28 protein-coding genes and 1 tRNA gene are annotated in these 26,264 nt (G+C 67.6%); 16 read left to right on the forward strand and 13 right to left on the reverse strand.

The genetic code is table 11. The features are described 5' to 3' along the window. Positions 1-6 precede the first annotated feature (6 nt). A complete protein-coding gene (locus IB228_RS12420) occupies positions 7-603 on the reverse strand; it encodes an NfuA family Fe-S biogenesis protein (protein ID WP_183636803.1) in 597 nt (198 codons plus the stop codon). A 92-nt stretch (positions 604-695) separates the two neighbouring features. Here IB228_RS12420 and IB228_RS12425 point away from each other — a divergent pair, with 92 nt between their 5' ends. Genes IB228_RS12425 through IB228_RS12435 form a run of 3 tightly spaced genes read left to right on the forward strand, consistent with a single transcriptional unit; the run spans position 696 to position 1,925 of the window. After that, positions 696-1,046 (forward strand): 4a-hydroxytetrahydrobiopterin dehydratase, encoded by a 351-nt coding sequence (locus IB228_RS12425; RefSeq protein ID WP_183636806.1) that lies wholly within the window; start codon positions 696-698, stop codon positions 1,044-1,046. Beyond that, the gene (locus IB228_RS12430; protein WP_192198737.1) at positions 1,046-1,459 is read left to right on the forward strand and encodes an energy transducer TonB; all 414 of its coding nucleotides are present in this window, start codon (positions 1,046-1,048) and stop codon (positions 1,457-1,459) included. Before IB228_RS12425 ends, IB228_RS12430 begins: the two co-directional genes overlap by 1 nt. Positions 1,460-1,466: 7 nt before the next feature. Continuing rightward, positions 1,467-1,925, forward strand: a complete 459-nt coding sequence (locus tag IB228_RS12435) for a hypothetical protein (RefSeq protein WP_192198738.1) — start codon at positions 1,467-1,469, stop codon at positions 1,923-1,925. A gap of 17 nt (positions 1,926-1,942) precedes the next feature. Here the strand turns inward: IB228_RS12435 and IB228_RS12440 are convergent, their stop codons facing one another. Then, a complete protein-coding gene (locus IB228_RS12440) occupies positions 1,943-2,932 on the reverse strand; it encodes an RluA family pseudouridine synthase (RefSeq protein ID WP_192198739.1) in 990 nt (329 codons plus the stop codon). Between the two features lie 410 nt (positions 2,933-3,342). Between IB228_RS12440 and IB228_RS12445 the strand changes: the two genes are divergently transcribed. Then, positions 3,343-6,510: an Rne/Rng family ribonuclease gene (locus IB228_RS12445; protein ID WP_192198740.1), complete on the forward strand. Its 3,168-nt coding sequence runs from the start codon at positions 3,343-3,345 to the stop codon at positions 6,508-6,510. Between the two features lie 121 nt (positions 6,511-6,631). On the opposite strand, the gene IB228_RS12450 is transcribed toward IB228_RS12445, so the two are convergent. After that, entirely contained in the window at positions 6,632-7,279 is a 648-nt protein-coding gene (locus IB228_RS12450; RefSeq protein ID WP_183636819.1) for a response regulator, read from the reverse strand. Between the two features lie 173 nt (positions 7,280-7,452). Here IB228_RS12450 and IB228_RS12455 point away from each other — a divergent pair, with 173 nt between their 5' ends. From IB228_RS12455 to IB228_RS12465, 3 genes are all read left to right on the forward strand, one after another. Then, positions 7,453-8,325, forward strand: a complete 873-nt coding sequence (locus IB228_RS12455) for a M28 family metallopeptidase (RefSeq protein WP_192198741.1) — start codon at positions 7,453-7,455, stop codon at positions 8,323-8,325. Between the two features lie 347 nt (positions 8,326-8,672). Further along, positions 8,673-8,894 carry a hypothetical protein gene (locus IB228_RS12460; protein WP_141452642.1) on the forward strand — a complete coding sequence of 74 codons (222 nt, stop codon included), beginning with the start codon at positions 8,673-8,675 and terminating at the stop codon, positions 8,892-8,894. Positions 8,895-9,204: 310 nt separating this feature from the next. Further along, the gene (locus IB228_RS12465; RefSeq protein WP_192198742.1) at positions 9,205-10,020 is read left to right on the forward strand and encodes an isocitrate lyase/phosphoenolpyruvate mutase family protein; all 816 of its coding nucleotides are present in this window, start codon (positions 9,205-9,207) and stop codon (positions 10,018-10,020) included. 47 nt (positions 10,021-10,067) lie between these two features. On the opposite strand, the gene IB228_RS12470 is transcribed toward IB228_RS12465, so the two are convergent. Beyond that, positions 10,068-10,964: a LysR substrate-binding domain-containing protein gene (locus tag IB228_RS12470; protein WP_192198743.1), complete on the reverse strand. Its 897-nt coding sequence runs from the start codon at positions 10,962-10,964 to the stop codon at positions 10,068-10,070. 115 nt (positions 10,965-11,079) lie between these two features. Between IB228_RS12470 and IB228_RS12475 the strand changes: the two genes are divergently transcribed. The 3 genes from IB228_RS12475 (at position 11,080) to IB228_RS12485 (ending at position 13,331) form a co-directional block, all read left to right on the forward strand. Further along, the gene (locus IB228_RS12475; RefSeq protein ID WP_192198744.1) at positions 11,080-11,790 is read left to right on the forward strand and encodes a glutathione S-transferase family protein; all 711 of its coding nucleotides are present in this window, start codon (positions 11,080-11,082) and stop codon (positions 11,788-11,790) included. Between the two features lie 135 nt (positions 11,791-11,925). After that, positions 11,926-12,690 carry an SDR family oxidoreductase gene (locus tag IB228_RS12480; protein ID WP_192198745.1) on the forward strand — a complete coding sequence of 255 codons (765 nt, stop codon included), beginning with the start codon at positions 11,926-11,928 and terminating at the stop codon, positions 12,688-12,690. A 119-nt stretch (positions 12,691-12,809) separates the two neighbouring features. Then, positions 12,810-13,331 carry a hypothetical protein gene (locus tag IB228_RS12485; protein ID WP_141452637.1) on the forward strand — a complete coding sequence of 174 codons (522 nt, stop codon included), beginning with the start codon at positions 12,810-12,812 and terminating at the stop codon, positions 13,329-13,331. Here IB228_RS12485 and IB228_RS12490 read toward each other — a convergent pair. From IB228_RS12490 to IB228_RS12500, 3 genes are read right to left on the reverse strand one after another with little or no spacing between them, the layout of a single operon-like run. Beyond that, on the reverse strand, positions 13,328-13,816 hold the full coding sequence (locus IB228_RS12490; protein WP_192198746.1) for an SRPBCC family protein: 489 nt from the start codon (positions 13,814-13,816) through the stop codon (positions 13,328-13,330). The two genes, IB228_RS12485 and IB228_RS12490, sit on opposite strands and share 4 nt — an antisense overlap. Before the next feature lie 20 nt (positions 13,817-13,836). Beyond that, a complete protein-coding gene (locus tag IB228_RS12495; RefSeq protein WP_141452635.1) occupies positions 13,837-14,190 on the reverse strand; it encodes a metalloregulator ArsR/SmtB family transcription factor in 354 nt (117 codons plus the stop codon). A gap of 2 nt (positions 14,191-14,192) precedes the next feature. Next, entirely contained in the window at positions 14,193-14,885 is a 693-nt protein-coding gene (locus IB228_RS12500) for a glutathione S-transferase family protein (RefSeq protein ID WP_192198747.1), read from the reverse strand. A 212-nt stretch (positions 14,886-15,097) separates the two neighbouring features. Here IB228_RS12500 and IB228_RS12505 point away from each other — a divergent pair, with 212 nt between their 5' ends. Next, positions 15,098-15,583, forward strand: coding sequence for a DoxX family protein (locus IB228_RS12505; protein ID WP_192198748.1), 486 nt, complete (start codon positions 15,098-15,100; stop codon positions 15,581-15,583). A 17-nt stretch (positions 15,584-15,600) separates the two neighbouring features. Here the strand turns inward: IB228_RS12505 and IB228_RS12510 are convergent, their stop codons facing one another. Both IB228_RS12510 and IB228_RS12515 read right to left on the reverse strand, forming a co-directional pair. Next, the gene (locus IB228_RS12510; protein ID WP_141452632.1) at positions 15,601-16,353 is read right to left on the reverse strand and encodes a LytTR family DNA-binding domain-containing protein; all 753 of its coding nucleotides are present in this window, start codon (positions 16,351-16,353) and stop codon (positions 15,601-15,603) included. After that, a complete protein-coding gene (locus tag IB228_RS12515) occupies positions 16,350-17,459 on the reverse strand; it encodes a histidine kinase (protein ID WP_192198749.1) in 1,110 nt (369 codons plus the stop codon). The genes IB228_RS12510 and IB228_RS12515 overlap by 4 nt, the downstream gene beginning before the upstream one ends. 227 nt (positions 17,460-17,686) lie before the next feature. On the opposite strand from IB228_RS12515, the gene IB228_RS12520 reads away from it, so the two are divergent. Further along, positions 17,687-18,532, forward strand: coding sequence for a hypothetical protein (locus IB228_RS12520; protein WP_183636844.1), 846 nt, complete (start codon positions 17,687-17,689; stop codon positions 18,530-18,532). A gap of 91 nt (positions 18,533-18,623) precedes the next feature. On the opposite strand, the gene IB228_RS12525 is transcribed toward IB228_RS12520, so the two are convergent. Then, positions 18,624-18,713: transfer RNA gene (locus tag IB228_RS12525), tRNA-Ser, on the reverse strand. Between the two features lie 128 nt (positions 18,714-18,841). Next, positions 18,842-19,849, reverse strand: a complete 1,008-nt coding sequence (locus tag IB228_RS12530) for a LysR family transcriptional regulator (protein ID WP_183636847.1) — start codon at positions 19,847-19,849, stop codon at positions 18,842-18,844. Between the two features lie 116 nt (positions 19,850-19,965). Here IB228_RS12530 and IB228_RS12535 point away from each other — a divergent pair, with 116 nt between their 5' ends. Both IB228_RS12535 and IB228_RS12540 read left to right on the forward strand, forming a co-directional pair. Beyond that, positions 19,966-20,541, forward strand: coding sequence for an NAD(P)H-dependent oxidoreductase (locus IB228_RS12535; RefSeq protein ID WP_192198750.1), 576 nt, complete (start codon positions 19,966-19,968; stop codon positions 20,539-20,541). Between the two features lie 137 nt (positions 20,542-20,678). Continuing rightward, a complete protein-coding gene (locus tag IB228_RS12540; RefSeq protein WP_183641064.1) occupies positions 20,679-21,419 on the forward strand; it encodes a DNA alkylation repair protein in 741 nt (246 codons plus the stop codon). A gap of 550 nt (positions 21,420-21,969) precedes the next feature. Here the strand turns inward: IB228_RS12540 and serS are convergent. Next, positions 21,970-23,250, reverse strand: a complete 1,281-nt coding sequence (gene serS, locus IB228_RS12545; RefSeq protein WP_183636853.1) for a serine--tRNA ligase — start codon at positions 23,248-23,250, stop codon at positions 21,970-21,972. Between the two features lie 115 nt (positions 23,251-23,365). On the opposite strand from serS, the gene IB228_RS12550 reads away from it, so the two are divergent. Together IB228_RS12550 and IB228_RS12555 are read left to right on the forward strand one after the other, a co-directional pair. Next, entirely contained in the window at positions 23,366-24,025 is a 660-nt protein-coding gene (locus IB228_RS12550) for an energy transducer TonB (RefSeq protein ID WP_192198751.1), read from the forward strand. 154 nt (positions 24,026-24,179) lie between these two features. Beyond that, positions 24,180-24,755, forward strand: coding sequence for an energy transducer TonB (locus IB228_RS12555; RefSeq protein ID WP_225562416.1), 576 nt, complete (start codon positions 24,180-24,182; stop codon positions 24,753-24,755). Between the two features lie 164 nt (positions 24,756-24,919). Here IB228_RS12555 and aroA read toward each other — a convergent pair whose 3' ends face one another. Next, entirely contained in the window at positions 24,920-26,221 is a 1,302-nt protein-coding gene (gene aroA / locus IB228_RS12560) for a 3-phosphoshikimate 1-carboxyvinyltransferase (RefSeq protein ID WP_183636862.1), read from the reverse strand. Between the last annotated feature and the right edge of the window lie 43 nt (positions 26,222-26,264).

Genomic DNA, 26,264 nt, shown 5'->3' on the forward strand with positions numbered 1-26,264 from the left:
GCTATGTCAGGCCGCGTTGCCGCGGGGAATGTAGGGAGCCGCGCCGGTATCGTGATCGGTGGCATCGCGCACCGCCGTCACGCCGGGAACGCGCGCGACCAGGGTCTTCTCGATACCCTGTTTCAGGGTCACGTCGGCCATGCCGCAACCGTGGCAACCGCCGCCGAAGCGCAGGTACACGACACCGTCGCCGGTCACCTGCTCCACCGCCACCTTGCCCTTGTGCTGGGCCAGTTGCGGATTGATCTCGTTTTCCACCACCCAGCGCACGCGCTCGACCAGGGATGCGGACTCGGCGGGTACCTCGCCCTTGATCTTGGGCGCCTTGATGGTCAGCTGGGTGCTGGCGCCCTGGTAGACGTAGTCGATCTCGGCACCATCCAGCCAGGCCACGCTGTCGGCCTGCACGTACAGGGTGAACCCGTCGCAGTCCACCGCCCATTCGTCGCCGGCCAGATCGCGCGGTTCGGCGAACTCCAGGCGCGCATCGGCGCGCGGGGTACCTGCATGCACCGCGCTGAGCCGCACGCCGAGACCGGGCAGCGACTCGCGCTCGATCAGTTTGCGGAAATGGGCCTGTGCGCTGTCGGAAATCTGGATCATGCGGGGTATTCTAGCGTTCCGGCCGGGGCTTGCCCGTCCGGACCATCGTAACGTGTGCCGGCGTTCAGCGGACCGGCTTTCCCGGAGGACCCATGACCGACCTGATCCCCCTCGCCCAGGCCCATTGCGTGCCCCTGCGTGGCGGCGAGCACAAGCTGGGCCAGGCCCGCATCGCCGAACTGATGCCGGAACTGCCCGGCTGGGAACTGGCCGAGGACGGCCATGCGCTGTGCAAGACCTTCACGTTCGCCAACTACCACGAGACCATGGCGTTCGTGAATGCGCTGGCCTACATCGCCCACCGCGAGGACCATCACCCGGATTTGGGCGTACATTACAACCGCGCCGTGGTCCGCTATTCGACCCACGATGTCGGCGGACTCAGCGAAAACGACTTCATCTGCGCGGCCAAGGCCGAGGCGTTGGTCACCGGAGCTCCCTGATGAGAATTCTTCCCCTGTTGGCGACTTCCACCGTGCTGGCGGCAGCGCTGTCCGCCTGCGGCGGTTCCGGCACCCCGGCCGCGCCGGTGGCGGCGCCGACCGAACTGGCGGCGGTCGACACGCCCCCGCCCGAGTATCCGATTGAACTGGCCTGCGCCGGCATCGGCGGCGTGTCCACGCTGAAGGTCGTCGTCGGCATCGAAGGCGTTCCGACCGAAGTCGGCGTGTTCAAGAGCAGCGGCCAACCGGCGCTGGACGAAGCAGCGCAGAAGGCCGTGCACGGATGGCAGTTCAAGGCCGCCACCCGCAACGGCCAGACGATCAGCCAGACCATCCAGGTGCCGGTGACCTTCACCCCGCCCGCCGAACGGCCGAACCAGTGCTTCGCGCTGGATTCGCAACGCCAGGGATGAACCTGCGTTGCTGAACCTGTTGCTGGCGTGGTCCTTGGCGCAAGTCCAGCCCGCCAATCTGCCACCGCCTCCGCCGCAGCCCGCCGAGTTGCGCTACCTGCCCGTCCGCGTCGATGCGCATATCGCCGAGGCGGAATCGATTCCGGGTGACGGCCGTGCCGCCGACATGCTGGTGTCCGTCGTCGACGAACGAACCCTGCGAGTAAGCTTGACCGTTCGCCATGACGAACAGGAAAGCGTCAATGCGGCGGGTATCCGCGCCTGGCGCGCCGATGAAGATCTGCAGATCGTGATTCCGCTGGTTTCCAATGCGGCGACGCCATTCGAGCCACGCTGCTGTCTCGCCTATTCGCAGGCGGATCTGGTGCTGAGTTTTCCGGATGGATTACCCGGACATGTCACCGTGCGAACCGAGCAGCCGCAACTGCGCGTCATTGCGGAACAGCGCCTGGCGCCGCAGCTCTGAAAGCGGTTTTTGCCGGCTCAACCCAGCCGGTTCAGCACTTCCGCCAATTCCGGCGCCAGCGGCGCATTGAGCAGGTAGGGCGTCTTGCCGCCGTCAAGCGCGAATTCCAGCGAGGCGGCATGCAGGAACAGCCGCTTCAGGCCGGCCTGGTCGCGCAGGCGTTTGTTGACCGCCTGATCCCCGTACTTGTCATCCCCGGCCACCGGATGCCCGAGGTGCTGCGCATGCACGCGGATCTGGTGCGTGCGGCCGGTCTCGATGACGACTTCGCAATACGAATGACCACCGCGCCGCTCCAGTACCCGGAAATGGCTCAGTGACGCCTTGCCGGCGGGATTGACCTGCACATGCCGCTCGCCGCCCTGGCGCAGGCCGACATGCAATGGCGCATCCACGCTCATCACCCCGTCCGGCATCCGCCCCACCAGCAGGGTCAGGTAGCGCTTCTCGATGCCGCGCCCCTCGTCGCTGTCGTTCTCGCGCATCAGCGCCTGCAGTTCGGACAGCGCGGAACGCTTCTTGGCCATGATCAGCAAGCCGGACGTGTCGCGATCCAGGCGGTGCACCAGTTCCAGCGTCTGTCCCGGGCGCAGCACGCGCATGGTCTCGATGGCGCCGTGGCTGATGCCGCTGCCACCGTGACTGGCCACCCCGGAGGGTTTGTTGATGACCAGCAGGCGGGCGTCCTCGAACACGATTGCCGCCTCCATCCGTTGCAGGAAGCCGGTCGGGGGCGGTGCCTTGTCTCCAACTTCAGTGAGATTGACGGGGGGAATCCGGACCTCGTCGCCCGCCTCCAGCTTGCGCTCGGCCTTGGCGCGACCACCGTTGACCCGGACCTGGCCGCTCCGGACCAGCTTGTAGACCAGGCTGCGTGGCGCGCCCTTCAACTGGCCCAGCAGGAAGTTGTCCAGTCGCTGTCCGCCCCGGTCTTCCGGGACCCTGACCAGGCGAACGGTGGCTTTGGTCCCGGCCTGCGGCCGTGAAGCGGGGGGCGAAGCGGTCATGGTCACTATTATTCTGCTACACTCGGCGGGCGAGATAAGGGTTTGATTTCGCAGGGAGTTGCCGGCTTGGAAGCAAGCCGTGGGCCAGAAGCCCGGCTCCCCGCGATTCCGGCAGGCGCGCGGCCACCGCCCCAGGGGCGGCCATGTTAGCGGCTTGCCGGCGAACCCGGATACCGCCGGACGCGTGACGGCGCCCGTAGCTGAACATGTCCCGCGCGGCGCCACCACTGGTTGGGAAGCTGCCGCCGGCCCGTAACACACATTAAAAAAGCGCTCCCGCGGCCTGCCGTGGTGTCGTAGCGCTGGAAACCCAACCCGCCCCGCTGCGCCTGCGCAAGGGGCGGAGCACCGTTCCAGAGGCGAAACGCCATGGCGTTCCGCGCGGTAGTAGCGCGCGAGGAACGCAAACAATGAAACGCATGTTGATCAATGCGACGCAGGCTGAAGAACTGCGCGTCGCGATCGTGGATGGCCAGACGCTGTACGACATCGATATCGAGCAACCGTCGAAAGAGCAGAAGAAGTCCAACATCTACAAGGGCCGCATCACCCGGCTCGAACCTTCCCTCGAAGCCGCCTTCGTCGACTACGGTGCAGACCGGCACGGCTTCCTGCCGCTGAAGGAAATCTCCCGCGACTATTTCCAGGCCGGGGTCGACCACAACAAGGCCGGCCTGCGCGAACTGCTGCGCGAGGGCCAGGAAGTCGTCGTCCAGGTGGACAAGGATGAGCGCGGCAACAAGGGCGCCGCCCTGACCACGTTCATCTCCCTGGCCGGCCGCTACATGGTGCTGATGCCCAACTCGCCCACCGCCGGCGGCGTGTCGCGCCGCATCGAGGGCGATGACCGTGCCGAGCTGAAGCGGGCCATGGACTCGCTTGCCATCCCCGACGACATGGGCGTCATCATCCGCACCGCCGGCGTCGGCCGCGACGCCGAAGAGCTGCAGTGGGACCTGGATTACCTGCTGCAGGTCTGGAAGGCGATTGCCGAGGCCGCGCTGACCAAGCCGGCACCGTTCCTGATCTACCAGGAGTCGCGCCTGATCGTGCGCGCCCTGCGCGACTATCTGCGCGCTGACATCGGCGAAATCCTGGTCGACACAGAGGAACTGCACGAGACCGCGCGCGAGTTCATGCAGCAGGTCATGCCGCAGAGCCTGCGCAAGCTCAAGCACTACAAGGACGACATCCCGCTGTTCAACCGCTTCCAGATCGAATCCCAGATCGAAGGCGCGTATGAACGCAATGTCCGCCTGCCCTCCGGCGGCTCCATCGTGGTCGACCAGACCGAGGCGTTGACCGCCATCGACGTCAACTCGGCGCGCGCCACCAAGGGCGGCGACATCGAGGAGACCGCGTTCCACACCAACCTGGAGGCGGCCGAGGAAGTGGCCCGCCAGCTGCGCCTGCGCGATCTGGGCGGCCTGGTGGTGATCGACTTCATCGACATGTCGAGCAACAAGCACCAGCGCGAGGTCGAGAACCGCCTGCAGAACGCGCTGAAGTACGACCGCGCCCGCGTGCAGCTGGGCCGCATCTCGCGCTTCGGCCTGATGGAAATGAGCCGCCAGCGCCTGCGTCCGTCGCTGGGCGAATCCAGCCAGATCGTCTGCCCCCGCTGCGACGGCCACGGCCGCATGCGCAGCGTGGAGTCGCTGTCGCTGTCCATCATCCGCGTGGCCGAAGAGCACGCGATGAAGGAGAACACCGGACAAGTCCTGGTCCAGGCGCCGGTGGAAATCGCCAACTTCCTGCTCAACGAGAAGCGCGGCGCGCTGCGCGAGATCGAGACCCGCCACGACGCGCCGATCATCATCGTCGCCGACGAGGCGCTGCACACCCCGCACTACGAGGTCACCCGCATCCGCGAGAACGAGCTGGGCGAGGAAAGCACCAAGCCCAGCTACCAGCGCGGCACCCCGCGCAAGCTGCCCGTGCATGCGCTGACCAAGGCGCAGCTGAACATCCCGGCCGCCCCGGCGGTGACCCACGTGAAGCATTCGCAGCCCGCCCCGGTGCGCGAGGAACGCGAGGCCCCGGCGCCCGCGCCGGTCGCCCCCGCGCCTGCCCCGGCACCGGTCGCCGCGCCGGCTTCCGGTGGCCTGTTCGGCTGGCTCAAGCGCCTGGTCGGCGCCGAAAGCGCGCCGGCGCCCGCGCCGCAGCCGCGTCAGCAGGACAACCGCCTGCCGCGCAACGAACGCAATGATCGCGGCCAGCGCCGTGACAACCGCCAGCAGCAGAGCCAGGGACGCGGCGGCAACGGCCAGCAGCGCCGCGAGGAAGGCCGCGGCAAGGGGCAGCAGAACGCGCAGCAGAAGCCGCGCGGCGAGCAGCAGCCCAAGCAGCCGGGGCAGCAGCAACAGCCCAAGCAGAAGCAGCAACAGCAGCCGCAGGCTCCCCGTCAGGGACAGCAAGGCCAAGGCCAGCAGCAGGCACCGAAGCCGCGTGGCGAACAGGCCCAGCCGGCGCAGAAGCCGCAGGCCGCCCCGGCTTCGAAGCCGGAAACCGCTTCGCCGGTCGCCGTCGCGCCCGCCGAGACCGAAGTGGGCAAGATCGCTACCGTGGCCGCGGTTGCTGCAACGGAAGCACCGCGTCCGCAACCGCAGCCGCAGGTTCAGCCTGAAACCATCGCCGAACAGACCGCGGAGGCAGCCGCCGCGGACAGCGTGACTGCGTCCGAGGAAGGCGCAGCCGGTGATGCCGCGCAGGGCGAAGGCGGCGGACGTCGCCGCCGTGGTCGCCGTGGCGGCCGCCGTCGCCGTCGTGGCAATGCCGAGGGCGCAACGCTGGCCGACGATCAGGGCGGCGACGATCTTTCCGATCTGGGTCCGGACGAACAGGATGCGGTCGCCAGCCGTTCGCAGCCGGAGTTCGATTTCGACGACGAGGAACCGGCTCCCGCGCCGTCCCGTCCCGCCGGTGCCAACCGTCCGACGGCCGTCGCGCCGGTGACGCCTGCGGAAACGCCTGCTCCGGCCACGCCGGTGCAGGACAAGCCCGTGGCGGATGCCGTGGCACAGACCGCTCCCGTCGCCGTCCCGACGGCACCGGTCGAAGTCGTTGCCGAGGCACGGGCCGAAGTCGCCGCGGTCGCGGACAGTGGCGACGCGCGCGCCGTCATCGCCGAAACCGTGAAGGTCGAAGCCCGGGCCGGCAACGAGATTGTCCAGGCGGTCCAGCAGGACATCGCGACGGAGTCTCCCGCCGTTGCGTCCGCGACGGACGTGACCGAGACCCCGGCGAGAGCGCCCGCTCCGAACGAAGCGGCCTCCCCGCCGGTGGCGGCAAGCACTGAGGTCGTGGCCGAGCCGGCCAGTGAACCGGTGCGCGCCGAACTTGCCGAGCCGGCCCCGGCCGCCCAGCCGGCGACGCCTTCCGCGCCGCCGCGCGGCACCACCGGATCGCTGTTCTTCGCGCTGGATGCGGATACTCCGCCGTCGGTGACGCGTGGCCTGTTCGAACCGGTCGCCACGCCCAAGCCGACCGCACCGGAGACCTCGGCCGGCATCGCCCACAACGACGATGAAGATCAGCCGGTCGATCCGGATCATCCGGAGAACGAGCGCAGCGCCTGACATCAGGCGCAAGCGCGCAGGCACGACGAAAACCGGCTGGCGACAGCCGGTTTTCTTTTTGTCCGCTTGAAATGCGTGATGCGCGCTTGGCGCCAAATGGAAGCGCCTGGCAACCGGCCTGCTAGAGCGCCCGTGCCGGGTCGAGCAATCCGTACTGGGCGGCCAGTCGCGCCAGCGCGATGTTGTCGGTGACCCCCGCCTTCTCGAACAGGCGCGTCTTGTGCGTGTTGACGGTCTTGGCGCTCAGGCTCAGGCGCTTGGCGATTTCTTCCTGGCGCAGGCCCTGGATCAGCAGCATGGCGACTTCCAGTTCGCGCGGCGACAACGCATCGAAGGGAGAACCATCCCCGGACACGTTGAGCAGCGCCAGGTTCTGGGCCACGCTGCTGCCCAGATAGCGCTTGCCGCGGGCGACGTCACGCACCGCGCGGATCAGCTCCTGGGCGTCGCCGCCCTTGCCCAGATAGCCGGACGCGCCGGCTTCCAGCAGGCGCTTGGGCAACGGCCCGTCTTCCAGCACCGACACGATGATCACCCGCGTCTCCTGGTCACCGCGCACGATGCGCTCGGTCACTTCCAACCCGCTGTATCCGGGCAGGTGCAGATCGCACAGCACCACGTCTGGCTTCAGCTTGCGGATGACCGGCAAGGCCTCCTCGCCGCTCTCCGCCTCGCCCACCACCTCGAAATCGGTTTCCTGCGCGAGGATCATCCGCATGCCGGTCCGCACCAGCGCGTGATCGTCAATCAGGAATACTCGAATCGTCATGCCACATCCCCTTTCGAGCCTCGGCTCAACACCGAGCCTATTCCCGGAATGCGGCCATCGCAACTCACATTCTAGCCGTCCGTCCGCACCGCGATGACCTCCCACTGGTCATGCATCGTCCTGGTTCCCGGCTCATGCATACTCGCCGTTCACGCCTTCGGAAGGAGCCTTGAATGACATCGAAAACATCGGCACGCCCGTTCTGGGCCGGCCTGTTGCTACTGGTTGCCCTGCCCGTCTGCGCCGCCGACGGCGGCGATGCGGCGGAATGGAAAGGCCAGGTTGCCCGCATCAGCGCGGGCGCCGATACCGCCGCGCGCGGACAGGCCATCACCAATCGCCTCGACGCCATGGGCGTGACCTGGCGCGAAGAGGCCTTCGAACAGAAGGACAAGCATGGCCGCAATCTGCTCGCCGACCTGGGCGGAAAAGCCGATGCACCGCTGCTGCTGATCGGCGCGCACTACGATCGCGTCGCGGTGGGCCACGGCGCGACCGACAACGCATCCGGTTCCGCCGCGGTGCTGGAACTGGCCGCACGCCTGAAGGCACGGCCACTGGTCAACCATCGGGTCCAGATCGCGTTCTGGGATCTGGAGGAAGTCGGCTTGCTCGGCTCGCACGCCTACGTCACCACGCCGGGACGCGAGAAACCTGCGCTGTACGTCAACTTCGACGTGTTCGGCTGGGGCGATACCCTGTGGATGATGTCACCGCAAGCGGATACCCCGCTGATCGCCGCGCTGCGCAGCGCAAGCACGGCGCACAAGCTGGGCTTCCAGCCGGGTGAACATTATCCGCCCACCGATCATCTCGCGTTCCTCAAGCAGGAATGGCCGGCGGTTTCCTTCTCGCTGGTGGGAGGCGACGAAATCGATCCGATCCTGGCGGTCTTCGGCGGCAAGAAACCGGCCACCGCACCGAAGGTCATGCAGGTCATCCACAGTCCGCGTGACACGGTCGCCGAACTCGACGACGGGCGCGTGGACGATGCCCTGGATGTCATCGAGCAGGGACTGCGCGACTGGGATGCCGCCGCGCGATAAGAAACACGCGGAAAGAAGCACCTTGCCGGGGCGGCATGCGAGAACCGCCCCGGCTTTCCGGACGGCGACGGTGTCGGGCTCGCGACTGACCGCCGGGCATCCACGCCTGTGCGCGGACGTTGGGCTCTCTGGTGGCTCCCGGGTCATCGGCCGGTCCGGGAAGCGGGCCGGGGTGATCGGCGCCTGCCACTCTTTTGGTTTATACGTCGTCCGATGCGAAGAAGCCGTGTAGAGAAGCGCGTGCGACGTGCCGGCGCGTCATACCAAAGGCGAAGGCGTTTCTTTGCACGGAGATGACATCCCTGTCGCTAGCCTGTTGGCAACCGATGCTGCCCTGCCGCGCCATGATGACGCTCGATCTCCCCCATTCGCCCGGCCACGATGGCAGTTTCCTGCTGTCGATCAACGAATCCGAACCCCTGCATTTCCCGTCGCGCATCTCCGCGCTCGCCTACGCCAGCAAGCTCGCCTGGCAACGCGAGCAGCAGGGCCTGGATTACGCGATCAATGTCGAGGGAGGAGACGGCAAGTGGCGCCTGTTCCGCGGCGTTCGTCGGCTGCGTGCCTGACCCGGGTCCCGGAACATCGGATTTTTCCTACAGCAGGTCGGGCACTGCACCGACTGACTGGTCGCGTGCGCCGCGGCATTCTGGACGCGTTCCCGGAAGCACGCCCTGCGACGGTCAGGAAGACCGCTCTGCAAAGGAAAAGGGCGCCGCCTTGAGCAAGCGGAAGCGGCCCGGGAACCTCCCCCTTCAAGGTCCGGCCTGGATGGTGCCGGACCTTTCTTTTTTGCTGCGGCCTGATGATGGCCGAAAACGGTGAGTCCGCGCACGCGGGCTGTGGCAGCATCGCGGCATTCCCTCCTGGACCGCCAGCATGCCGACCACCGCCGAACGCACCGCCCTCTTCCGCCAGTTGCATGCCGATGGGCTGCTGCTGCTCGCCAACGCCTGGGACGCGGGCAGCGCGCGCCTGATCGAATCGCTGGGCGCGCGCGCCAGCGCCACCACCAGCGCCGGCCTGGCGTGGTCACAGGGCTATCCGGACGGCGACCATCTGCCGGTCGCGCGCTTGCTGGACAGCGTCGACAGCATCGTCCGTGTCCTGTCGACGCCGTTGACCGTCGATATCGAAGGCGGCTACTCGGATGATCCCGACACCGTCGCCGACACGGTGCTGCATCTGGTCCGGCGGGGCGTGTCGGGCATCAACCTCGAGGACGGCGGCGACGATCCCGCCGTGCTGTGCGCCAAGATTGCGCGCATCCGCGAACATTGCCGGAAGGCTGGCAGCGATGTGTTCGTCAACGTGCGCACCGATGTCTATCTGCGCCGGCTCGCTCCGGCGGGTGCGGCCAGCGTGCAGGAAACCCTGGCGCGCGCCGCGCGTTACCGCGAGGCCGGCGCCGATGGACTGTTCGTCCCGGGCGTGGTCGAGGAAACCGAGATCACCGCCATCGCCCAGGACGCGGGCCTGCCGCTGAATGTCCTGTGGCGCGCCGCGCTGCCGGATCGCGACCGGCTTCGCCGGTGTGGTGTACGCCGCCTCAGCGCCGGTTCGGATCTCGCCGAATCGGTCGCCGGCCACCTGCAACGCCGTGCGCAGTCGTTCCTCGCCGAGGGAGCCGGCATGCCGGCGGATCCGCAGGCACTGGGCTACGGGCAGCTCAACGCGCTGTTCGCGCCCGCCTGATCCGCCTCGTTCGGCGTCGCGCGCCGCTGCATTCACGATGCGGCGCGTCAGTCGTGGCCCAGGGATTCGATCAGGAAATCCACGACCGCGCGCACCCCGGGCAGTTGCCCGCGCCGGTGCGGCATCACCAGCGTGGTGGTCACCCGGCCGGCATGCCATCCCGGTAAGACACGCGACAGTCGGCCTTCGTCCAAATCCGGGCGGCACAAGGATTCCGGCAGGCAGGCGATCCCCAGCCCCGCGCCGGCCGCCGCCCGCAGCGCCTGCGATTCGTTGGCAATCATGCGCGGCCGTGGGGTGACCTCCACGGTCCGCGCGTCCGCGGCCTCCGCCATGAGTGTCCAGCGCGTTGCGCCGGCACCGCTCAACAAGCCGTCATGCCGTTCCAGCGCTTCCGGGTCCGCCGGCATTCCGTGGGCGTCCAGATAGCCGGGTGAAGCGACCAGCACGATGCTTTCCTGCCCGATTCGGCGCTGCACCAGTCCCGAATCGGGCAAGGGCGCGAAATGACTGCGCACGGCGATGTCATAGCCTTCCTGGACCACGTCCACGAACCGATCGGTCACGTCCAGTTGCAGGCACAGGCGCGGGAACCGTTGCGCCAGTCGCGGCAGGTGCGCGGCCAGTTGCTCCTGCGCCACCGGCACGGAAGCGGTGATGCGCACGGTGCCGCTGGGCTCGGCCACCCGCTGGCGCACGATGTCCTGCGCGGCCTCGGCCTCGATGATCGAGGCACGGGCATGCTCGTAGAAATCACGCCCGACGTCGGTCAGCGTGAAGCTGCGCGAGGTGCGATGGATCAACCGCACCTGCAGCGCCTCTTCCAGTTCGGCCACACGCTTGCTCAGGGTCGACTTGGGTAGCCCCAGCCGGCGCGAGGCCGGCGCGAAACCGCCGTGTTCGACCGCGGCGACGAAGAACACCAGGTCGTTGAGATTGAGCACTGAAAGTCCATGAATGTGGACGATAAGTCGCCATTTTGCCGACTACACGGTCAAAGTCCACAGTTCTATTGTTTCCCCACCGGCCGGATTCCCCTTCTCCCCAGGATCTTCATCCATGACCACCACTACCCTGCTGTACGGCGTGCCTTCGGGCTGCTCCTTCGGTTCCATCGTCGCGCTGGAATGGCTCGGCCTGCCCTATCGGCTCAGCCGGATTGCCATGCCCGAGGAAGTCACCGGCGACGACTATCGCCGCCTGAATCCGGTCGGCGAGACCCCCACCCTGATCACCACGGACGGCCGCGCCATCAGCGAAAGCATGGCCATCCTCAACCATCTCGGCGCGCGTGGCCTGGACACCGGGCTGGCATTCGCCCAGGGCACGCCGGGGTTCGACCGGCTCAATCAGATGCTGGCGTTCCTCAACACCGCCTTCTTCAACGCCTTCAGCCCGCTATGGCATGCGCTGGAGCACGGCAGCGAAGGCGTCGAGAACCAGGTGCTGGGCGAATACGGCCGCGGCAGGGTCGTGCGCGCGCACGCCCTGCTGGAACAGTTGCTGGGCGACCGTCCCTGGTTGCTCGGCGATCAGCGCACGCTGGCCGACGCCTACTTCATCGGCATTGCCCGCTGGACGCAATACCACGACGTGATCGATCGCCGCGATTACCCGAACCTGCAGCGCCTGTTCGACAAGCTGGAAGCCGACCCGGCGGTGATCTTCGCGCACGCGATCGAAGCCGGACGCCCGGCGGTGTCCGCGGGTGGATTCCAGGGCCACGTGCCGCTGCAAGGCGTGCTCGGCGAGTTCCACCAGGCGGCCTGATTCCCCGGGCAATGACCTGATTCCCCGGGCAATGAATGGCCTCCGGCGGCATCCCGTCGCCGGAGGCGCAAGAACCGGAGAGTCGCCGGAAGGCATCGCCGACACACTGGCGCCTCTTCTCCACGAGGGTTCTCCATGAAGGTTCTGCAAGGCAAGGTCGCCATCGTCACCGGCGCCAGTTCCGGTATCGGCGAGGCCAGTGCCCGGTTGTTCGCGCGCGAAGGCGCCCGCATCGTCGCGGTCGCACGCGGCGAGGAAGGTCTGCGCCGGCTGGTTTCCGCCATCGCCGACGAGGGCGGCGAAGCGGTCGCGGTTGCCGGCGACGTGCGTGACGAAAGCTGCGCGCAGGCCGCGGTACAGGCCGCGCTCGAACATTTCGGCGGGCTCGACATCGCGTTCAACAACGCCGGCACGCTTGGCGAGATGGGACCGACACCGGGCATATCCGCGCAAGGCTGGCGCGACACCCTGGACATCAACCTGACCAGCGCGTTCCTGGCCGCCAGGCACCAACTGCCGGCAATGCAGGCGCGCGGCGGCGGCTCGCTGATCTTCACCTCGACCTTCGTCGGCTATACGGTCGGCCTGCCAGGCGCAGCCGCCTACGCGGCGAGCAAGGCCGGCCTGCTCGGCCTGACCCGCGCGCTGGCGGCGGAGTTCGGCGCCGAAGGCATCCGCGTCAATGCCCTGCTTCCCGGCGGCACCGACACGCCGATGGCACGGGCGATGAACGGCACCGCGGAATCCTGGGCCTTCGTCGAGAACCTGCACGCGCTCAAGCGCACCGCCACGCCGGAGGAACAGGCGCGCTCGGCGTTGTACCTGGCTTCCGACGCCTCCTCCTTCACCACCGGCACCGCGCTGCTGGTCGATGGTGGCGTTTCGATCACCCGCATGTAGAGGCGGCGCGCCCGGCACTTTCCCGCTTTTCCTCCTCGCCTGTCCCCGCGCGCCACGCTAGAGTGACGGCGGGGAATCGGCTCAACGGCGGTCGCAGCGGCCGCCACGGGGGAACATCGATGAAGACGAACACCATGGGATGGGTCGGCGCGGCACTGTGCCTGGCAACGGCTACCGCATCGGCGCAGGAAGCGCCGTTGTCGGAGGAACAGCAGATCCTGCTGCGCGCGGCGCAGAACGTCACCACCCGCACCGAAACGGTCAGCAGGATTCTCGACTACTGCACCCGCCAGGACGCCGGCTTCGCCGCCACCGGGCTGGACAGCATCCGCGCCTGGCGGCAACGCAACCAGGCTTACGTGGATCTGGGCCCTGCCCTGCGCGAGGAGACCTACGCGATGGGCGTGCGCCAGTTCGGCGTCACCCGCGAAGAAGCCGAAGCCGCGCTCATGGCTGCGGTCGAAGAGGTCGCCGGCACCTTCGCCGAGGAGATGGAACAGGTCGATGAGCCCGCCCGCCGGCGCCACGCCTGCGACGCCTATGCGCGCAAGATCAGCGACGGCGAACTGGACATCGGCTTCGAACGTCCCGAGGTGAAAGCGATGCTCGACGCCCGCCTCGATGGAACGCGCAAACGCTAGCCGGCGATGGCGTCGGAGTTCCCGGCGAGCCAGGCCGCCAGTTTCTCCAATCCGACTTCGGTCCCCTCGCGGCGTTCGCCATGATCGGTATAGCCGTCCAGGAACACGACCTGTTCGGTGAACGACATCAGCGTGCCGCCGGCATCGGGCCGCAGCGACACCGTCACCAGCGATACCGAGATGCGCCGCTCGCCCAGCAGCAGGTCGTAGGCGTAGATGATGCGCCGCTCGGGCACGATGTCGAGGAAATGCGCACGGAACACGTGCGCGAGTCCATCGCTGTCATGGACCTGGTTGTATTCGCTGCCGCCGATGCGGAAATCCAGCGCGTAGCCGGCGTTGTTCCAGTCGTCGTGGCAGGAGAACCACGCCTGCTTGGCCTCGGCCTGCGACCACGCCGCGAACACCCGCGCCGGCGTTGCCGGCAGCTTGCGATCGATGCGGAAGTGGGTGTGCGCCTCGGACAGTTCAGAAAGGAGGGGCATGCGATGCTCCTTGGGCAGTTTCAGCGGGAGGAATCCGCGTCATCGGATCCGGTGCGGGCGAGGAAGGCTTCCAGCCGGTCGAAGCGACGCCGCCAGCTACGCTCGCGTTGGGCCGCCCACGCTTCGACCTGGGCCAGCGCGCCCGGTATCAACCGGAACGTGCGCACGCGCCCCTGCTTCTCCGAGGCCACCAGTCCGCCCCGCTCCAATACGGCCAGGTGCTTGACCACCGACGGCATCGCCAGGTCCAGTGGCCGCGCCAGCTCCGATACCGAAGCCGGTCCCTGGCTGAGTTGATCGACCATCCGCCGCCGGCTGTCGTCGGCCAGCGCATGGAACAGCGCGTCCAGGCGTTCGGAAGCCTGCGCCGCCATGGTCAGTCCGTCTCCAGCGGTTGCAGGAAGCGTGCGGGTATCCGCTCGCGATAGGGAAAAAGATCGAAGTAAGGCCGCGCCTCGTCATAGGTGCGGCGCACCGAGGGCCGCGCCATCAGGCGTTCGAAATAGGCCTCCAGCGCGCCGAGTCCGGGCGGAAACGGGTGCACGATGCCGGCATAGAACAGCGCCGGCGACGCGGAGCAGTCGGCCAGGCTGAAAGTGTCGCCGGCGATCCATTCGCGTCCGGCCAGTTGCTTTTCCAGCATGGCATAGGCGCTATCGAGCGTGGCCAGCGCTTCGGCTACGCCGCGTGCGTCGTGCTCGCCGTCGCCGCGGAGGCGGTCGATGACGACTTTCTGTACCGGCTGATGGACGTAGTGGTCGAAGAACCGATCCCATAGCCGCACCTGCAATGCGGCTTCCGGCTCCGTCGGCAACATGGGGCGCAGCCCGGGATAGTGCTGGTCCAGGTACTCCACCACGATGCTGGATTCCGGAATCACCGCTTCGCGGCGCACATCGCGCAGCACCGGCATCTTGCCCACCGGCCAGACCTCCAGGAACGCATCCAGCGAATCGGCGTTGTCGTGCCGGACGATGACGCCCTCGAAGGGCGTGCCGTGCTCGTACAGCGCGATGAGCACCTTGTGGCAGAACGAGGCGAGCGGGTGGTAGTAGAGCACCAGATCCATCGATGTCCTCCGGGGAATGCGCGCCGGGAATGGCTCGCCCAATAGTTTCCCTATTGGCTAAGTATTAGCCCGGCGCCGGACCGGGCGCAAGTGCCCGCGCCGGCTTCCGCTTGGTCACCCCGACCGTGCCCTTTGTCCCAGCCGCGTTGTCCGGCGATGCGGCGATGTCCATCGTGCCCCCTTCCCCGCGCCTGCCATCCGGAACATCGCCCATGCATTCCCTGTTCAACGGCTATCCCTGGATCCGCGCCGGGACCAGCCTGCAGCTCCTGCGCATCGTCACCGCGATCCTGTTCATGGCCCACGCCGCCGTCCGCATCTTCAACGGCACGATTCCCCGTTTCGCCGAATTCATGGAGGCGCAGGGATTCCCGCACGGCTCGGCCTGGGTCTGGGCAATCACTTTGTACGAACTCACCGCCGGCACGCTGCTCGTACTCAACCTCGGCGTGCGCTGGGCGGCGTCGGGCCTGGCGGTGATTGCCGGCGTCGGCATCCTGCTCATCCACTGGAAGAACGGTTGGTTCGTCGGCGAGCACGGCGTCGGCGGCAGCGAGTACAGCATCGCGCTGCTCGCCATGCTGCTGGTGATCGCCGCGCATGACGCCGATCGACACGCGCAGGCCGTCGCCGCCCTCACGCCGCAGGTGAAGGACAAGGCGCCACCACCGCTGGTGCGGTTGACCGGAACGGATTGATGCGGCCGCGGGGAGCGCTACGCCGGTGACGGCACCGGAATGCCGCGGCGGATCAAGCCGTGGATCTGATCGCGGTAGTTGCGGCCACTGACCAACCGGCGTCCGGTATGCAGGTCGATCCGGTAGCGGCCCGACCCCATCGGCATGATTTCCCGGATCGCGCCCGCGCGGACAATGGTCGAGCGGTGCACGCGCAGGAACGCCAGCGCGTCCAGTTCCGCCTCGAACGACGCCAGCGTGCGACGCAGGGTGTAGCGTCCCTGCTGGCAGTCGATGTCCAGGTAGTTGCCCTGCGCCTCGACGACGTTGATCTGGCTCTCCGGCACCAGTTGCACGCGCTGCCCGACCTGCAGCGGAATCCGGCGTACACCGTCGTCGACCGTCGCCACCTGCAGACCCTGCAAGGCCAGGCGCTCGCGCAGGCGCTCCACTGTCTGTTGCAGGCGTTCGGCGGACAGCGGCTTCAGCAGGTAGTCCACCGCGCGGGCATCGAAGGCGCGCGCGCCGTGTTCGTGATAGGCGGTGACGAACACCACCAGCGGCTGCGGTCCACGCCATTGCGTGAGCGCGGAAAATCCATCGCCGCCGGGCATCTCGATGTCCAGGAACAGCACGTCGATGGCGGTCCTGCGGGCCGCCTCCAGCAGTTCCTCCACGTCCACGCACTCGGCCACCACCGCGATGCTGCCGCCGGCGACCTTTTCCAGCAGCCGGCGCAGGCGCGCGCGCGACAGCGGTTCGTCATCGACGATGGCGGCTTTCAGGCTCATGCCACCCGCTCCAGCGGACGGGTGCCCAGCGTCGCCGCGTCGGCCGCGGGCAACGGGATTTCCAGCTCGACCAGATACCGGTCGGGGGAGGTATCCGGCCTCGACAGGCGCGCCCGATCGCCATACAGCAGTTGCAGGCGTCCGGCGACGCCGCGCAGGCCCACGCCGTTGCCGGCGACGGTAGCGGTGCCGGGTTCGGCGCTGTTCTCCACGGCAAGATGAAGGACGCGATGGATCACCCTCGCCCGGATCAGCAACCCGCCGGGAGACTTGCGCCGCGCGATGCCGTGGACGATGGCGTTCTCGACCAGCGGCTGCAGTATCAATACCGGCACCGGCACGTCCAGGCAGTCGGCATCGATTTCCCGGCGCACCTGCAAACGGCTGGTCAAGCGGATCTTTTCGATCATCAGGTAGTGATCCACCACCGCCAGTTCGTCGCGCAGCGGCCGCTCCTGCATTTCGTCCTGCTTGAGTCCGTCGCGCAGCAGCGCCGACAGCGAAACCAGCATGCGATCGGCCAGATCCCGGTCCACATGCACCATCTCCGCCACCGAATTCAGGGCATTGAACAGGAAGTGCGGATTGACCTGCGCGCGCAGCGCTTCGAGCCGGGTGGAAACCAGGCTCCTCTCGATGTCGGCGATGCGCTTTTCGCGCTCGCGCGAACGCTCGTAGTACACGAACGCGTGCGCCACTCCGATCACCGTCCATGCCGTCATCAGGTTGTTGCGGATGCTGGTGACCACGACCTCGCCAAAACCCGGCAGGACGTCATACCACTGGAAGATCGGATCGGTCAGGTAAACGTACGCGGCCTTCAGCACGATGATGGCCGCCACGCCAAGCGACTGCACGCCCAGGGCCCGCATGACGGACCCGCGCTCGACGGGAAAGCGCCGGACCAGCCAGAGGACGCCCAGGCTGAAGGGCACCCAGGTCATCCAGCCACCGAAGCTGAAGTGCAGCGCGCGCGACCAGGCGATCGGCTTGCCATCGGTGTCGCCCATGGCCACGACCTGGCTGGCGAACATCACCGAGTACGCGGTCCACCACAGCAGGACCATCCAGACGATCAGGGGAATCTTGAAAGGGCGCTTGTCCACGGGCGCCACCCTACCGCTCCGTCGCGACCTCGTACAGGTATCCGGCGGGCTTTTTTTCAGGATGTCGGGCGCGCGTGGCGTTCGTCACGCGCCCGGTGCCGTTCGTCACAGCCGGATGGCGGTCCTGTCCCGGCGGCGAGAAAGATGGCGCACTCCCGCCGGGCGGACAACGCCAGGAAGCCCAGGCTTCCGCGCAAGGACGACGGCTTCCACCACGAGAGGATCCCATGGCACACCGATTTCTTTTCCTGCTTCCCCTGGCCCTGGCGGGCGCGACCCCGGTCGCGTGGGCCGGCGAATGCGAGGACAACTTCAGCAAATCCGGCAGCGTGTTTTCCGGCGCCGACTTCTCCAGCAAGGTGACGGTGTCGGATCTGTCCGTGGCCGACGCGATGGGTCAGATCCGCGGCATCATGATCGCCGAGAAGATGGACGTGATCACCGAGGACGCGGGCACCGGCACGATGCTGGTGGAGCAGCGCTCGACCAATTTCACCCGCGCCGTCCCCACGCTGATCAATGTCAGCCAGGAGGGCAACGCGGCGGTGGTGGAGATGACGGTCAAGACCGAGAAGGGCCAGTTCGCCAAGGCCGATTCGATGCGTCCGTACATGTGCCAGCTGATGGCGAAGATCAAGGGCGGCAAGGAAGGCAGGACCGCCGGCGCGCAGGGCGCGCGCACCCAGAACGTGGCGGACACCACGTTCAAGGACGTATACGTGTTCTCCCGCGAGATCGCACGCGAGGCCAAGGGCAACGCGCTGGTGGTCAACGCCCGCCACAAGGGCCGCAAGTACAGCCTGAAGGGCCGCGTGGACTACATCCAGGAAGATGGCGCCGAGTACAACGTCTCCTTCGACATCCCCGACGAGAGCGAAGTCCTGATCAAGGTGCCCGGCGACGACCAACCGCGCGTTGGCGTGGCCTGCCTGTTCAACGCCAACCAGCTCGCCAACGTGCTGACTTTCCGCAAGGGCGACTACGCCACCTTCACCGGCAGCTTCCATCGCTACGACGATTTCAAGCGGATGCTGTGGCTGGAGAACTGCGTGCAGGCGAAGAAGAAGAAGTGACGCAAGCGGGCACTGCAACTTGCCTGCAAGTGCCGCCCCATCATCCAGACGGATACGCAAACGCCCCCGTAGGGGGCGTCCTGCGAAGGTTTGGCGGAGAGAGTGGGATTCGAACCCACGGAAGGTTTGACCCTTCGCCGGTTTTCAAGACCGGTGCCTTAAACCGCTCGGCCATCTCTCCGTTGTATCTGCTGCATCCCGCCGATGCGTTGCATCGGTTCGCCGGTTTGACCATCGACCTGCGGTGGCAGGCGCTGCAGGCCAGCCCTGTCGGGCCGGCGCATTTTCGCATGAAGGCCGTGCGCGTGCTTACGAGGCCTTCTTGACCTTGCCGGCCCGGGCGTTGTCCAGGGCCAGTTCCAGCGCCCTTTCCGCCGCCTCCGAGCACTTGCCACCGCAGTCCAGGCGCGAGGCTTCGATCTGCTGGGGCAGGTGTTCTGCCAGGAAGTCGATGAACACCCGCACCGCCGGCAGCAGGCCGCGACGGGAGGCAAACACCGCGTGGCAGATGCCCTGCGGCAGCGACCATTCCGGCAGCACCACTTCCAGTTCGCCCTTGCGCACGGCCTCGGCGCAGACGGTTTCCGGCAACAGGGTGATGCCGTAGCCGTCCTTTGCCATCGCCTGCAGCAGCGGGAAGTCGAATCCGGCCAGGCGCGGCTGCAGTTCGACCCGGCGCACCTCGCCGTCCGGACCATGCAGTTCCCAGCGCTGGCGCGCCTCGTCCTCGCTGATGCTCAGGGTGACGTGGTTGGTCAGATCTTCCGGCGCCTGCGGGCGTCCGGCGCGGTTGAGGTATTTCGGACTGGCGACCAGCAATTCCTGGATCTGGCCGAAGCTGCGCATCACCAGGCTGCCGTCATCGTCGAGCTTGGCGCGCACGCGCAGCGCCACGTCGTAGCCTTCGTTGATGATGTCCACGCGCCGGTTGTTGACGTGCAGCTGCAACCGCACCTTCGGGTACTTGTCGAGGAACTTGGGCAGGATCTTCGGCAACTGCATCTGCGCCACCGCCACCGGCACGCTGACCCGCACCACGCCGCGCGGCTCGGCGCTGAGGCGATCGACCACCTCGCGCGCGGCCTGGGCTTCGGCCAGCATCGTTTGCGCATGCCGGTGCACGCTCATGCCCACGTCGGTCACCGCGAAGCGGCGGGTGGAACGCTGCAGAAGGCGCACGCCCAGATCGGTTTCCAGCTGGCTGATGCGCCGGCTCAGCCGCGACTTGGGAATGCCCAGAGCGCGCTCGGCCGCGGCGAAGCCGCCGTGGTCGACCACCATGGCGAAGTAATAGAGGTCATTGAGGTCGTGCTGCATGACTATAGTTCCATTATCAGAACAATCAGTGATATTAGACCAGCTTTATCCTGTTTTCGCAACAACCCAAGATGGCATCCAACGCGGCACGGCCGCATCCACCCGACAAAGCCATCATGAAACTATTGCACATCGACAGCAGCGCGCTGGCCGACAACTCGGTCACCCGCCAACTCACCGCCGCCATCGTAGCCCGTTGGCAGGACCAGGTGCCTGGTCTGAAGGTCACCTATCGCGATCTGGATGCCGCTCCCCTGCCCCACCTGACCGGACCGGTACTGGCCAAGGCCGATCCGGCGGTGGCCGCCGCCGGCGAAGAAACGCTCCAGCAGTTCCTGGACGCGGACGTCGTGGTCATCGGGGCGCCGATGTACAACTTCGGCATTCCGTCGACCCTGAAAGCCTGGATTGACCGCGTCGCCGTGGCCGGACGCACCTTCCGCTACACCGAGAAGGGGCCGGAAGGCCTGGCCGGCAACAAGAAGGTGATCATCGCCAGCGGCCGCGGCGGCATCCACGGCGCCGCCAGCGACTTCCAGGAGTCCTACCTGAAGTTCGTGCTGGGATTCATGGGCATCACCGACGTGGAATTCGTGCGCGCCGAGGGCGTGAACTATTCGCCGCAGCACCGCGTCGATGCGCTCGCCAGCGCACTGGCGTCGATTCCGGTTCCGCAGCGCCTGGCGGCCTGATCGCCCGGCATCCCTGTTCCTGGCAGTTCCTCTCTCCGGGCCCGCGCAAGCGGGCCTTTTTTTGTCCGCCTCACCGGCGCGGGACATGAGCCACGCCGCGTGGCTATGCTTGCGCGCATCTGATCGCCGCCTTGCCCATGCCCGTCGCTAAGAAGCCCACGCGCACCGCTTTCCGCAAGGCCGCCACCATCGAGCCGGTGAGCGCCATTCAGGCGCTGGCGATGCTGAAGCAACAGGCAAGTGCCTCCCATCGGGAAGGACTCGCCCGTTTCGGCATTCCCGACGATCACGCCCTGGGCGTACCGATGGCGAAGATCCAGGCCATCGGCAAGCGCATCGGACGCCAGCCTGCGCTGGCGCCGGCCCTGTGGGATACCGGCGTGTACGAGGCGCGCCTGCTGGTCGCCTTCGTTGCCGATCCCGCGCAGCTGGGTACCGCGCAGATGGACCGCTGGTGCCGCGACTTCGACAACTGGGCCGTCTGCGACACCCTGTGCTTCCACCTGTTCGATCGCAGCCCGCATGCCTGGCGCAAGGTGGCGCAATGGAGCGGCCGGCGTGGCGAGTTCGAGAAGCGCGCTGCGTTCGCCCTGCTCGCCGGCCTGGCGGTGCACGACAAGACGGCGGCCGATGACGGATTCGCCGAAGGATTGCGATTGGTCGAGGCAGCCGCCACCGATCCGCGCAACTTCGTCAGGAAAGCGGTCAGCTGGGCGTTGCGGGCCATCGGCCAGCGTCGCGCCGGGTTGCATGCGACCGCAGTAGCGCTGGCGCGCCGGCTGGCCGCCTCGGAGGACGCCACCGAACGCTGGATAGGCAAGGACGCGCTGCGCGATCTGACCCGCCCGCAGGTTGCGCAGCGGTTGGCGCGGCGCTGAGCGGCCAAGCGAATATTCCCCTCGGTCCGTCCTCCTTCTCCGAAGGGGCAGGCGTGGAGCCGGGCTCGCTCGGCTACGGGATACGCGGTCGTTCGGGAAGAATCGGCGCGAATCGGACCAAGGAATCGTGTGGCATCGGGCAGCGGAGCGAGCTCCGCTCTACGGGAGCGTTCGCGGGTGCCGGTCAGGCGATGCGAGCGCGAATCCCCTCGGTCCCCCTCTTCTCCGAAGGGGGAGGCGTAGAGCCGAGCTTGCTCGGCTACGGGATGCGCGGTCGTTCGGTAAGAATCGGCGCGACTCGGACCAAGGAATCGCGCGGCATCGGGCAGCGGAGCAAGCTCCGCTCTACGGGAGGGTTCGCGGTGCCGGTCAGGCGATGCGAGCGCGAATCCCCTCGGTCCCCCTTCTCCGAAGGGGCGGCGTAGAGCCGAGCTTGCTCGGCTACGGGATGCGCGGTCGTTCGGTAAGAATCGGCACGACTCGGACCAAGGAATCGCGTGGCATCGGGCAGCGGAGCGAGCTCCGCTCTACGGGAGGGTTCGCGCGCGGATCAGGCGATGCGGTCGACGCCGCCCATGTAGGGGCGCAGTACTTCGGGCACGGTGATCGAACCATCGGCGTTCTGGTAGTTCTCCATCACCGCGATCAGCGCGCGGCCCACCGCGGTGCCTGAGCCGTTTAGGGTATGCACCGGCTCGGGCTTGCCGGTGGCCGGATTGCGCCAGCGCGCCTGCATGCGGCGGGCCTGGAAATCCTCGCAGTTGGAGCACGAGGAAATTTCGCGGTAGGTCTGCTGCGACGGCAGCCAGACTTCCAGGTCGTAGGTCTTGGTGGCGGAAAAACCCATGTCGCCCGAGCACAGCAGCATGCGGCGGTACGGCAGGCCCAGCTTTTCCAGCACCACTTCCGCGCTGCGGGTCATGCGTTCGTGCTCGTCGTAGCTTTCCGCGGGGCGAGCGATCGAGACCAGTTCCACCTTCTCGAACTGGTGCTGGCGGATGAAGCCGCGCACGTCGCGGCCGCTGCTGCCGGCCTCGGAGCGGAAGCATAGCGAATGCGCGGTCATGCGCAGCGGCAGGCGCGCGTCGTCGACGATTTCGTCGCGGACGATGTTGGTCAGCGAGATCTCGGAGGTGGAGATCAGGTAGCGTTTGTGCTCGCCCAGCTGGGTGCTGAACATGTCCTCTTCGAACTTGGGCAACTGGCCGGTGCCATACAGGCTTTCGGCGTTGACGATCAGCGGCACGTTGGTTTCCTCGTAGCCGTGTTCGCCGGTATGCAGGTCCAGCATGAACTGCGCCAGCGCGCGGTGCAGGCGGGCCAATTGGCCACGCAGCACGGTGAAGCGCGCGCCGGAAATCTTGGCGGCGGTATCGCCATCCAGCCAGCCGTGGCGGGCGCCGAGTTCCACATGGTCCTTGACCGGGAAGTCGAACGCCGGCGGGGCGCCCCAGCGATGCTGTTCGACGTTCTGGCTCTCGTCGCCGCCGTTCGGGACGCTGGCATGCGGCAGGTTGGGAATGCCCAGCGCGATCGCCTCGATCGCGCCGCGGATCTCCTCCAGCTTCACTTCCGAGGCCTTGAGCTCGTCGCCGAAACCGGCCACCTCGGCCATCAGCGCGGCCACGTCCTCGCCCTTGGCCTTGGCCTGGCCAATCGCCTTGGAACGGGTATTGCGGAGGTTCTGAAGTTCCTCGGTGCGCTTCTGGATCTGCTTGCGCGACGACTCCAGTTCGGCCAGCCGGGACACGTCAAGGTCGAAACCCCGGCTGTCCTTCAGGCGTTGGGCGAGTTCAGCGGTCTGGGTGCGAAGCAGGGCGGGATCGAGCATGGGATTCGGAACGGATATGCGGCAGGACGCCGATTATCGCCTTTTATGCGCCGTCATGCCTCGCAGCGTTCACCCCGGGCGTGTCAGAATCGGCGCAGCCACCACGGTGCCTTCCATGTCCGCTTCCCGCGAATCCCCGGATTCCGAACTCGTGTTCCGCCTGCCCCGCCGCACCCTGCGCATCGCCGGCATCGCCTTCGGCGCCGGGCTGCTGCTGTTCGTGATTGTCTGGCTGGCCGGCCGCGGCGACGACGGCTTCTACCAGCCCGAGGCCACGGTCGAGGGCAACAAGCCGGTGGTGGAGGCGCTGCCCGAACCCCTGCCCGCGCGCGGTGGCGCCAGCGGCCTGGAAGAACCCCGCCAAGACGGCAATGGGCGTCCGCAACTGGTCGAACAGGCACCGATGCCGGCACCGATCGAGGAAGCCCCGGCACCGGCCGCTCCCGCGGTACCGGATGCGCCCGCGGCACCGGCCGCCGGCGTGGCGCTGGCGCCCGGCGACCAGCCGGTACCAATGGCAGGCCAGACGCCCCCGCCCGACTATCCCGCCGCCGCGTTGCGCCGGGGCGATGCCGGCACGGTGATGGTGCGGGTGGAAGTCGGTGTCGACGGCGTGCCCACCGACGTGTCCGTCGAGGCCCGCAGCGGCTCGCGCGATCTGGATCGCGCCGCGCTCGACGCGGTCCGCCGCTGGCGCTTCAATCCGGCCCAGCGCGACGGCCAACCGGTGGCGTCCAGCGTGGTCGTTCCGATCGACTTCAATCTGCAGCAATGAGCCGGGAACTGGCGCGCAGCTGAACCGGCGGCGCGCCAGCTGAATCGTGACTTTCCCGATCCGGGCGACTTTACCGGCCGCTCACGCGATGCCAACAAACCTCCATGCAAGACTCGATGCCAACGCAGCAACGCGTGGACGAGGAGGTTTTTCCATGGCCCATACGCATCCCCAGCCCGAATGGAGTCCCGCCGAAACGGCTGATACGACGCCGCCACGGGAGAAGAACGCATCCCTGGTGTTGTTGTGGGTGATTGCCCTGCTTGCCGTCGTGGCGGCCGGAGTGGCGTGGTACAAGCAGCGCCAACCGGCATCGCTGCCACTGGAAAGCGCTGCTCCCCCGGTGACCGCGCCCGCCGTCGTGCCCGACGACGAGGCTACCGCTGCAGCTTCCCGCACCGACAAGCCGCGCGCCGAACAGCGCCGCAGCGTCGCTTCCGCCGAGCGTGCCCCTCGTTCGCAGGGGCCGCGGCTGATGACCGGCAATCCCTCGCCGCAATATCCGGCTGCCGCGCTTCGCGCCGGCATCGGCGGCACGGTGATGGTGCGCGCCGAACTCGACGCCAGCGGCCAGCCGGTCGATGTCGACGTGGTCCGCCGCAGCGGCAATCGCGATCTGGATCGCGCCGCGGTGCAGGCCGTGCGCAAGTGGCGCTTCGAACCGGCCTTGCGCAACGGCAAGGCGGTCGCCAGCACGGTGCAGGTGCCGGTCGACTTCAAGCCGATTTGAAGCCCGGACTGATGAAACCATAAATCGAAAAAGGGAAGCCGGTGATGGCTTCCCTTTTTTCTTCCGTCATTGTGGGAGCGACGTCAGTCGCGACCGTCGTCCGTCAGGCTCGGGATGATTTCAATCGCGACCGACGACGTCGCTCCCACAGGCCAGGAGTTCGCTCACGCAGGTCGCAAGGCGAAGCCGGCACCGGTCGCCAGGGTGTCGAAGCCGGGGAACGAGGTGGCGACGTTGGCGATGTCGCCGACCCGCACTTCGCCGCCGCTGCGCTGGCCGGCGACCGCGAACGACATCGCGATGCGGTGATCGCCGTGGCTGTCGATGTGGCCGCCCTGCAGGGTGCCCGGATGGATGGTGCCGCCATCGGGAGTTTCGTCCACCTGCAGGCCCAGCGTGCGCAGGCCCGCGGCCATCGTCGCAAGCCGATCGGATTCCTTGACCCGCAGTTCGGCGGCGCCACGCACCACGGTCGGGCCTTCGGCGCAAGCCGCGGCGACGAACAGCGCGGGGAACTCGTCGATCATGTCCGGCACCAGCGCCTCGGGCACTTCGATACCGCGCAGCGGCGCGTATCGCACGACCAGATCGGCGACCGGTTCACCGCCCTGCTCCGCCCGGTTTTCCTCGCGGATGTCCGCGCCCATCAGACGCAGCGCGGTCAACAGGCCGGTCCGGCGCGGATTGAGTCCGACCGCGCGCAGGCGCAGTTCCGAACCGGGCACGATGCTGGCGGCGACCAGGAAGAACGCCGAGGACGAAAAGTCCGCCGGCACCACCACATCGGTCGCGCGCAGGCGCTGGCCGCCGCGCAGGCGCGCGTGGCCGGGCGAGAATTCGATGTCGGCGCCGAACGCGGCCAGCATGCGCTCGGTGTAATCGCGGGTGGGGTGCGGTTCGTGGACGATGGTCTCGCCCTGCGCGTACAGGCCGGCCAGCAGCACCGCCGACTTCACCTGCGCGCTGGCGACTTCCAGGGTGTAGTCGATGCCCTGCAGCGGCTGGCCACCGTGGATGCGCAGCGGCGGCAGGCCGCCCTCTTCGGTGTCGATGCGCGCGCCCATGCGCGCCAGCGGTCCGGTGATGCGCCGCATCGGCCGGCGCGACAACGATTCGTCGCCGACCAGCACGCTGTCGAACGGCTGCGCCGCCAGCAGGCCGGCCAGCAGGCGCATGCCGGTGCCGGCATTGCCGCAATCGAGTTCGCCGGCCGCCGCCTTCAGCCCGTCCACGCCGACACCATGCACGATGCGGCGCGATGGCGAAGGGGTTTCGATGCGCACGCCGAGTTTCTGGAAAATCGCGGCGGTGGCGCGGGTGTCCTCGCCCTCCAGGAAGCCATCGATCTGCGAGACGCCATCGGCCAGCGCGGCGAACATCACCGCGCGATGCGACACCGACTTGTCGCCGGGAATGGTCAGCTCGCCGCGCAGCGGCTGTCCGGGGGATGCAATCCAGTCGTTCATTGGGGGATTCGTGATTCGGGATTGGGGATTCGGTGGGGAGCGG

It is taken from the genome of Pseudoxanthomonas sp. PXM04 (assembly GCF_014851695.1).
Classification (GTDB): domain Bacteria; phylum Pseudomonadota; class Gammaproteobacteria; order Xanthomonadales; family Xanthomonadaceae; genus Pseudoxanthomonas_A; species Pseudoxanthomonas_A beigongshangi.

What these genes read in the sequence shown, in the direction of transcription:
- IB228_RS12420 (WP_183636803.1), bottom strand. Translation starts at nt 603, where the DNA reads ATGATCCAGATTTCCGACAGCGCACAGGCCCATTTCCGCAAACTGATC.
- IB228_RS12425 (WP_183636806.1), top strand. Translation starts at nt 696, where the DNA reads ATGACCGACCTGATCCCCCTCGCCCAGGCCCATTGCGTGCCCCTGCGT.
- IB228_RS12430 (WP_192198737.1), top strand. Translation starts at nt 1,046, where the DNA reads ATGAGAATTCTTCCCCTGTTGGCGACTTCCACCGTGCTGGCGGCAGCG.
- IB228_RS12440 (WP_192198739.1), bottom strand. Translation starts at nt 2,932, where the DNA reads ATGACCGCTTCGCCCCCCGCTTCACGGCCGCAGGCCGGGACCAAAGCC.
- IB228_RS12445 (WP_192198740.1), top strand. Translation starts at nt 3,343, where the DNA reads ATGAAACGCATGTTGATCAATGCGACGCAGGCTGAAGAACTGCGCGTC.
- IB228_RS12450 (WP_183636819.1), bottom strand. Translation starts at nt 7,279, where the DNA reads ATGACGATTCGAGTATTCCTGATTGACGATCACGCGCTGGTGCGGACC.
- IB228_RS12455 (WP_192198741.1), top strand. Translation starts at nt 7,453, where the DNA reads ATGACATCGAAAACATCGGCACGCCCGTTCTGGGCCGGCCTGTTGCTA.
- IB228_RS12460 (WP_141452642.1), top strand. Translation starts at nt 8,673, where the DNA reads ATGACGCTCGATCTCCCCCATTCGCCCGGCCACGATGGCAGTTTCCTG.
- IB228_RS12465 (WP_192198742.1), top strand. Translation starts at nt 9,205, where the DNA reads ATGCCGACCACCGCCGAACGCACCGCCCTCTTCCGCCAGTTGCATGCC.
- IB228_RS12475 (WP_192198744.1), top strand. Translation starts at nt 11,080, where the DNA reads ATGACCACCACTACCCTGCTGTACGGCGTGCCTTCGGGCTGCTCCTTC.
- IB228_RS12480 (WP_192198745.1), top strand. Translation starts at nt 11,926, where the DNA reads ATGAAGGTTCTGCAAGGCAAGGTCGCCATCGTCACCGGCGCCAGTTCC.
- IB228_RS12485 (WP_141452637.1), top strand. Translation starts at nt 12,810, where the DNA reads ATGAAGACGAACACCATGGGATGGGTCGGCGCGGCACTGTGCCTGGCA.
- IB228_RS12490 (WP_192198746.1), bottom strand. Translation starts at nt 13,816, where the DNA reads ATGCCCCTCCTTTCTGAACTGTCCGAGGCGCACACCCACTTCCGCATC.
- IB228_RS12495 (WP_141452635.1), bottom strand. Translation starts at nt 14,190, where the DNA reads ATGGCGGCGCAGGCTTCCGAACGCCTGGACGCGCTGTTCCATGCGCTG.
- IB228_RS12500 (WP_192198747.1), bottom strand. Translation starts at nt 14,885, where the DNA reads ATGGATCTGGTGCTCTACTACCACCCGCTCGCCTCGTTCTGCCACAAG.
- IB228_RS12505 (WP_192198748.1), top strand. Translation starts at nt 15,098, where the DNA reads ATGCATTCCCTGTTCAACGGCTATCCCTGGATCCGCGCCGGGACCAGC.
- IB228_RS12510 (WP_141452632.1), bottom strand. Translation starts at nt 16,353, where the DNA reads ATGAGCCTGAAAGCCGCCATCGTCGATGACGAACCGCTGTCGCGCGCG.
- IB228_RS12520 (WP_183636844.1), top strand. Translation starts at nt 17,687, where the DNA reads ATGGCACACCGATTTCTTTTCCTGCTTCCCCTGGCCCTGGCGGGCGCG.
- IB228_RS12530 (WP_183636847.1), bottom strand. Translation starts at nt 19,849, where the DNA reads ATGCAGCACGACCTCAATGACCTCTATTACTTCGCCATGGTGGTCGAC.
- IB228_RS12535 (WP_192198750.1), top strand. Translation starts at nt 19,966, where the DNA reads ATGAAACTATTGCACATCGACAGCAGCGCGCTGGCCGACAACTCGGTC.
- IB228_RS12540 (WP_183641064.1), top strand. Translation starts at nt 20,679, where the DNA reads ATGCCCGTCGCTAAGAAGCCCACGCGCACCGCTTTCCGCAAGGCCGCC.
- serS (WP_183636853.1), bottom strand. Translation starts at nt 23,250, where the DNA reads ATGCTCGATCCCGCCCTGCTTCGCACCCAGACCGCTGAACTCGCCCAA.
- IB228_RS12550 (WP_192198751.1), top strand. Translation starts at nt 23,366, where the DNA reads ATGTCCGCTTCCCGCGAATCCCCGGATTCCGAACTCGTGTTCCGCCTG.
- IB228_RS12555 (WP_225562416.1), top strand. Translation starts at nt 24,180, where the DNA reads ATGGCCCATACGCATCCCCAGCCCGAATGGAGTCCCGCCGAAACGGCT.
- aroA (WP_183636862.1), bottom strand. Translation starts at nt 26,221, where the DNA reads ATGAACGACTGGATTGCATCCCCCGGACAGCCGCTGCGCGGCGAGCTG.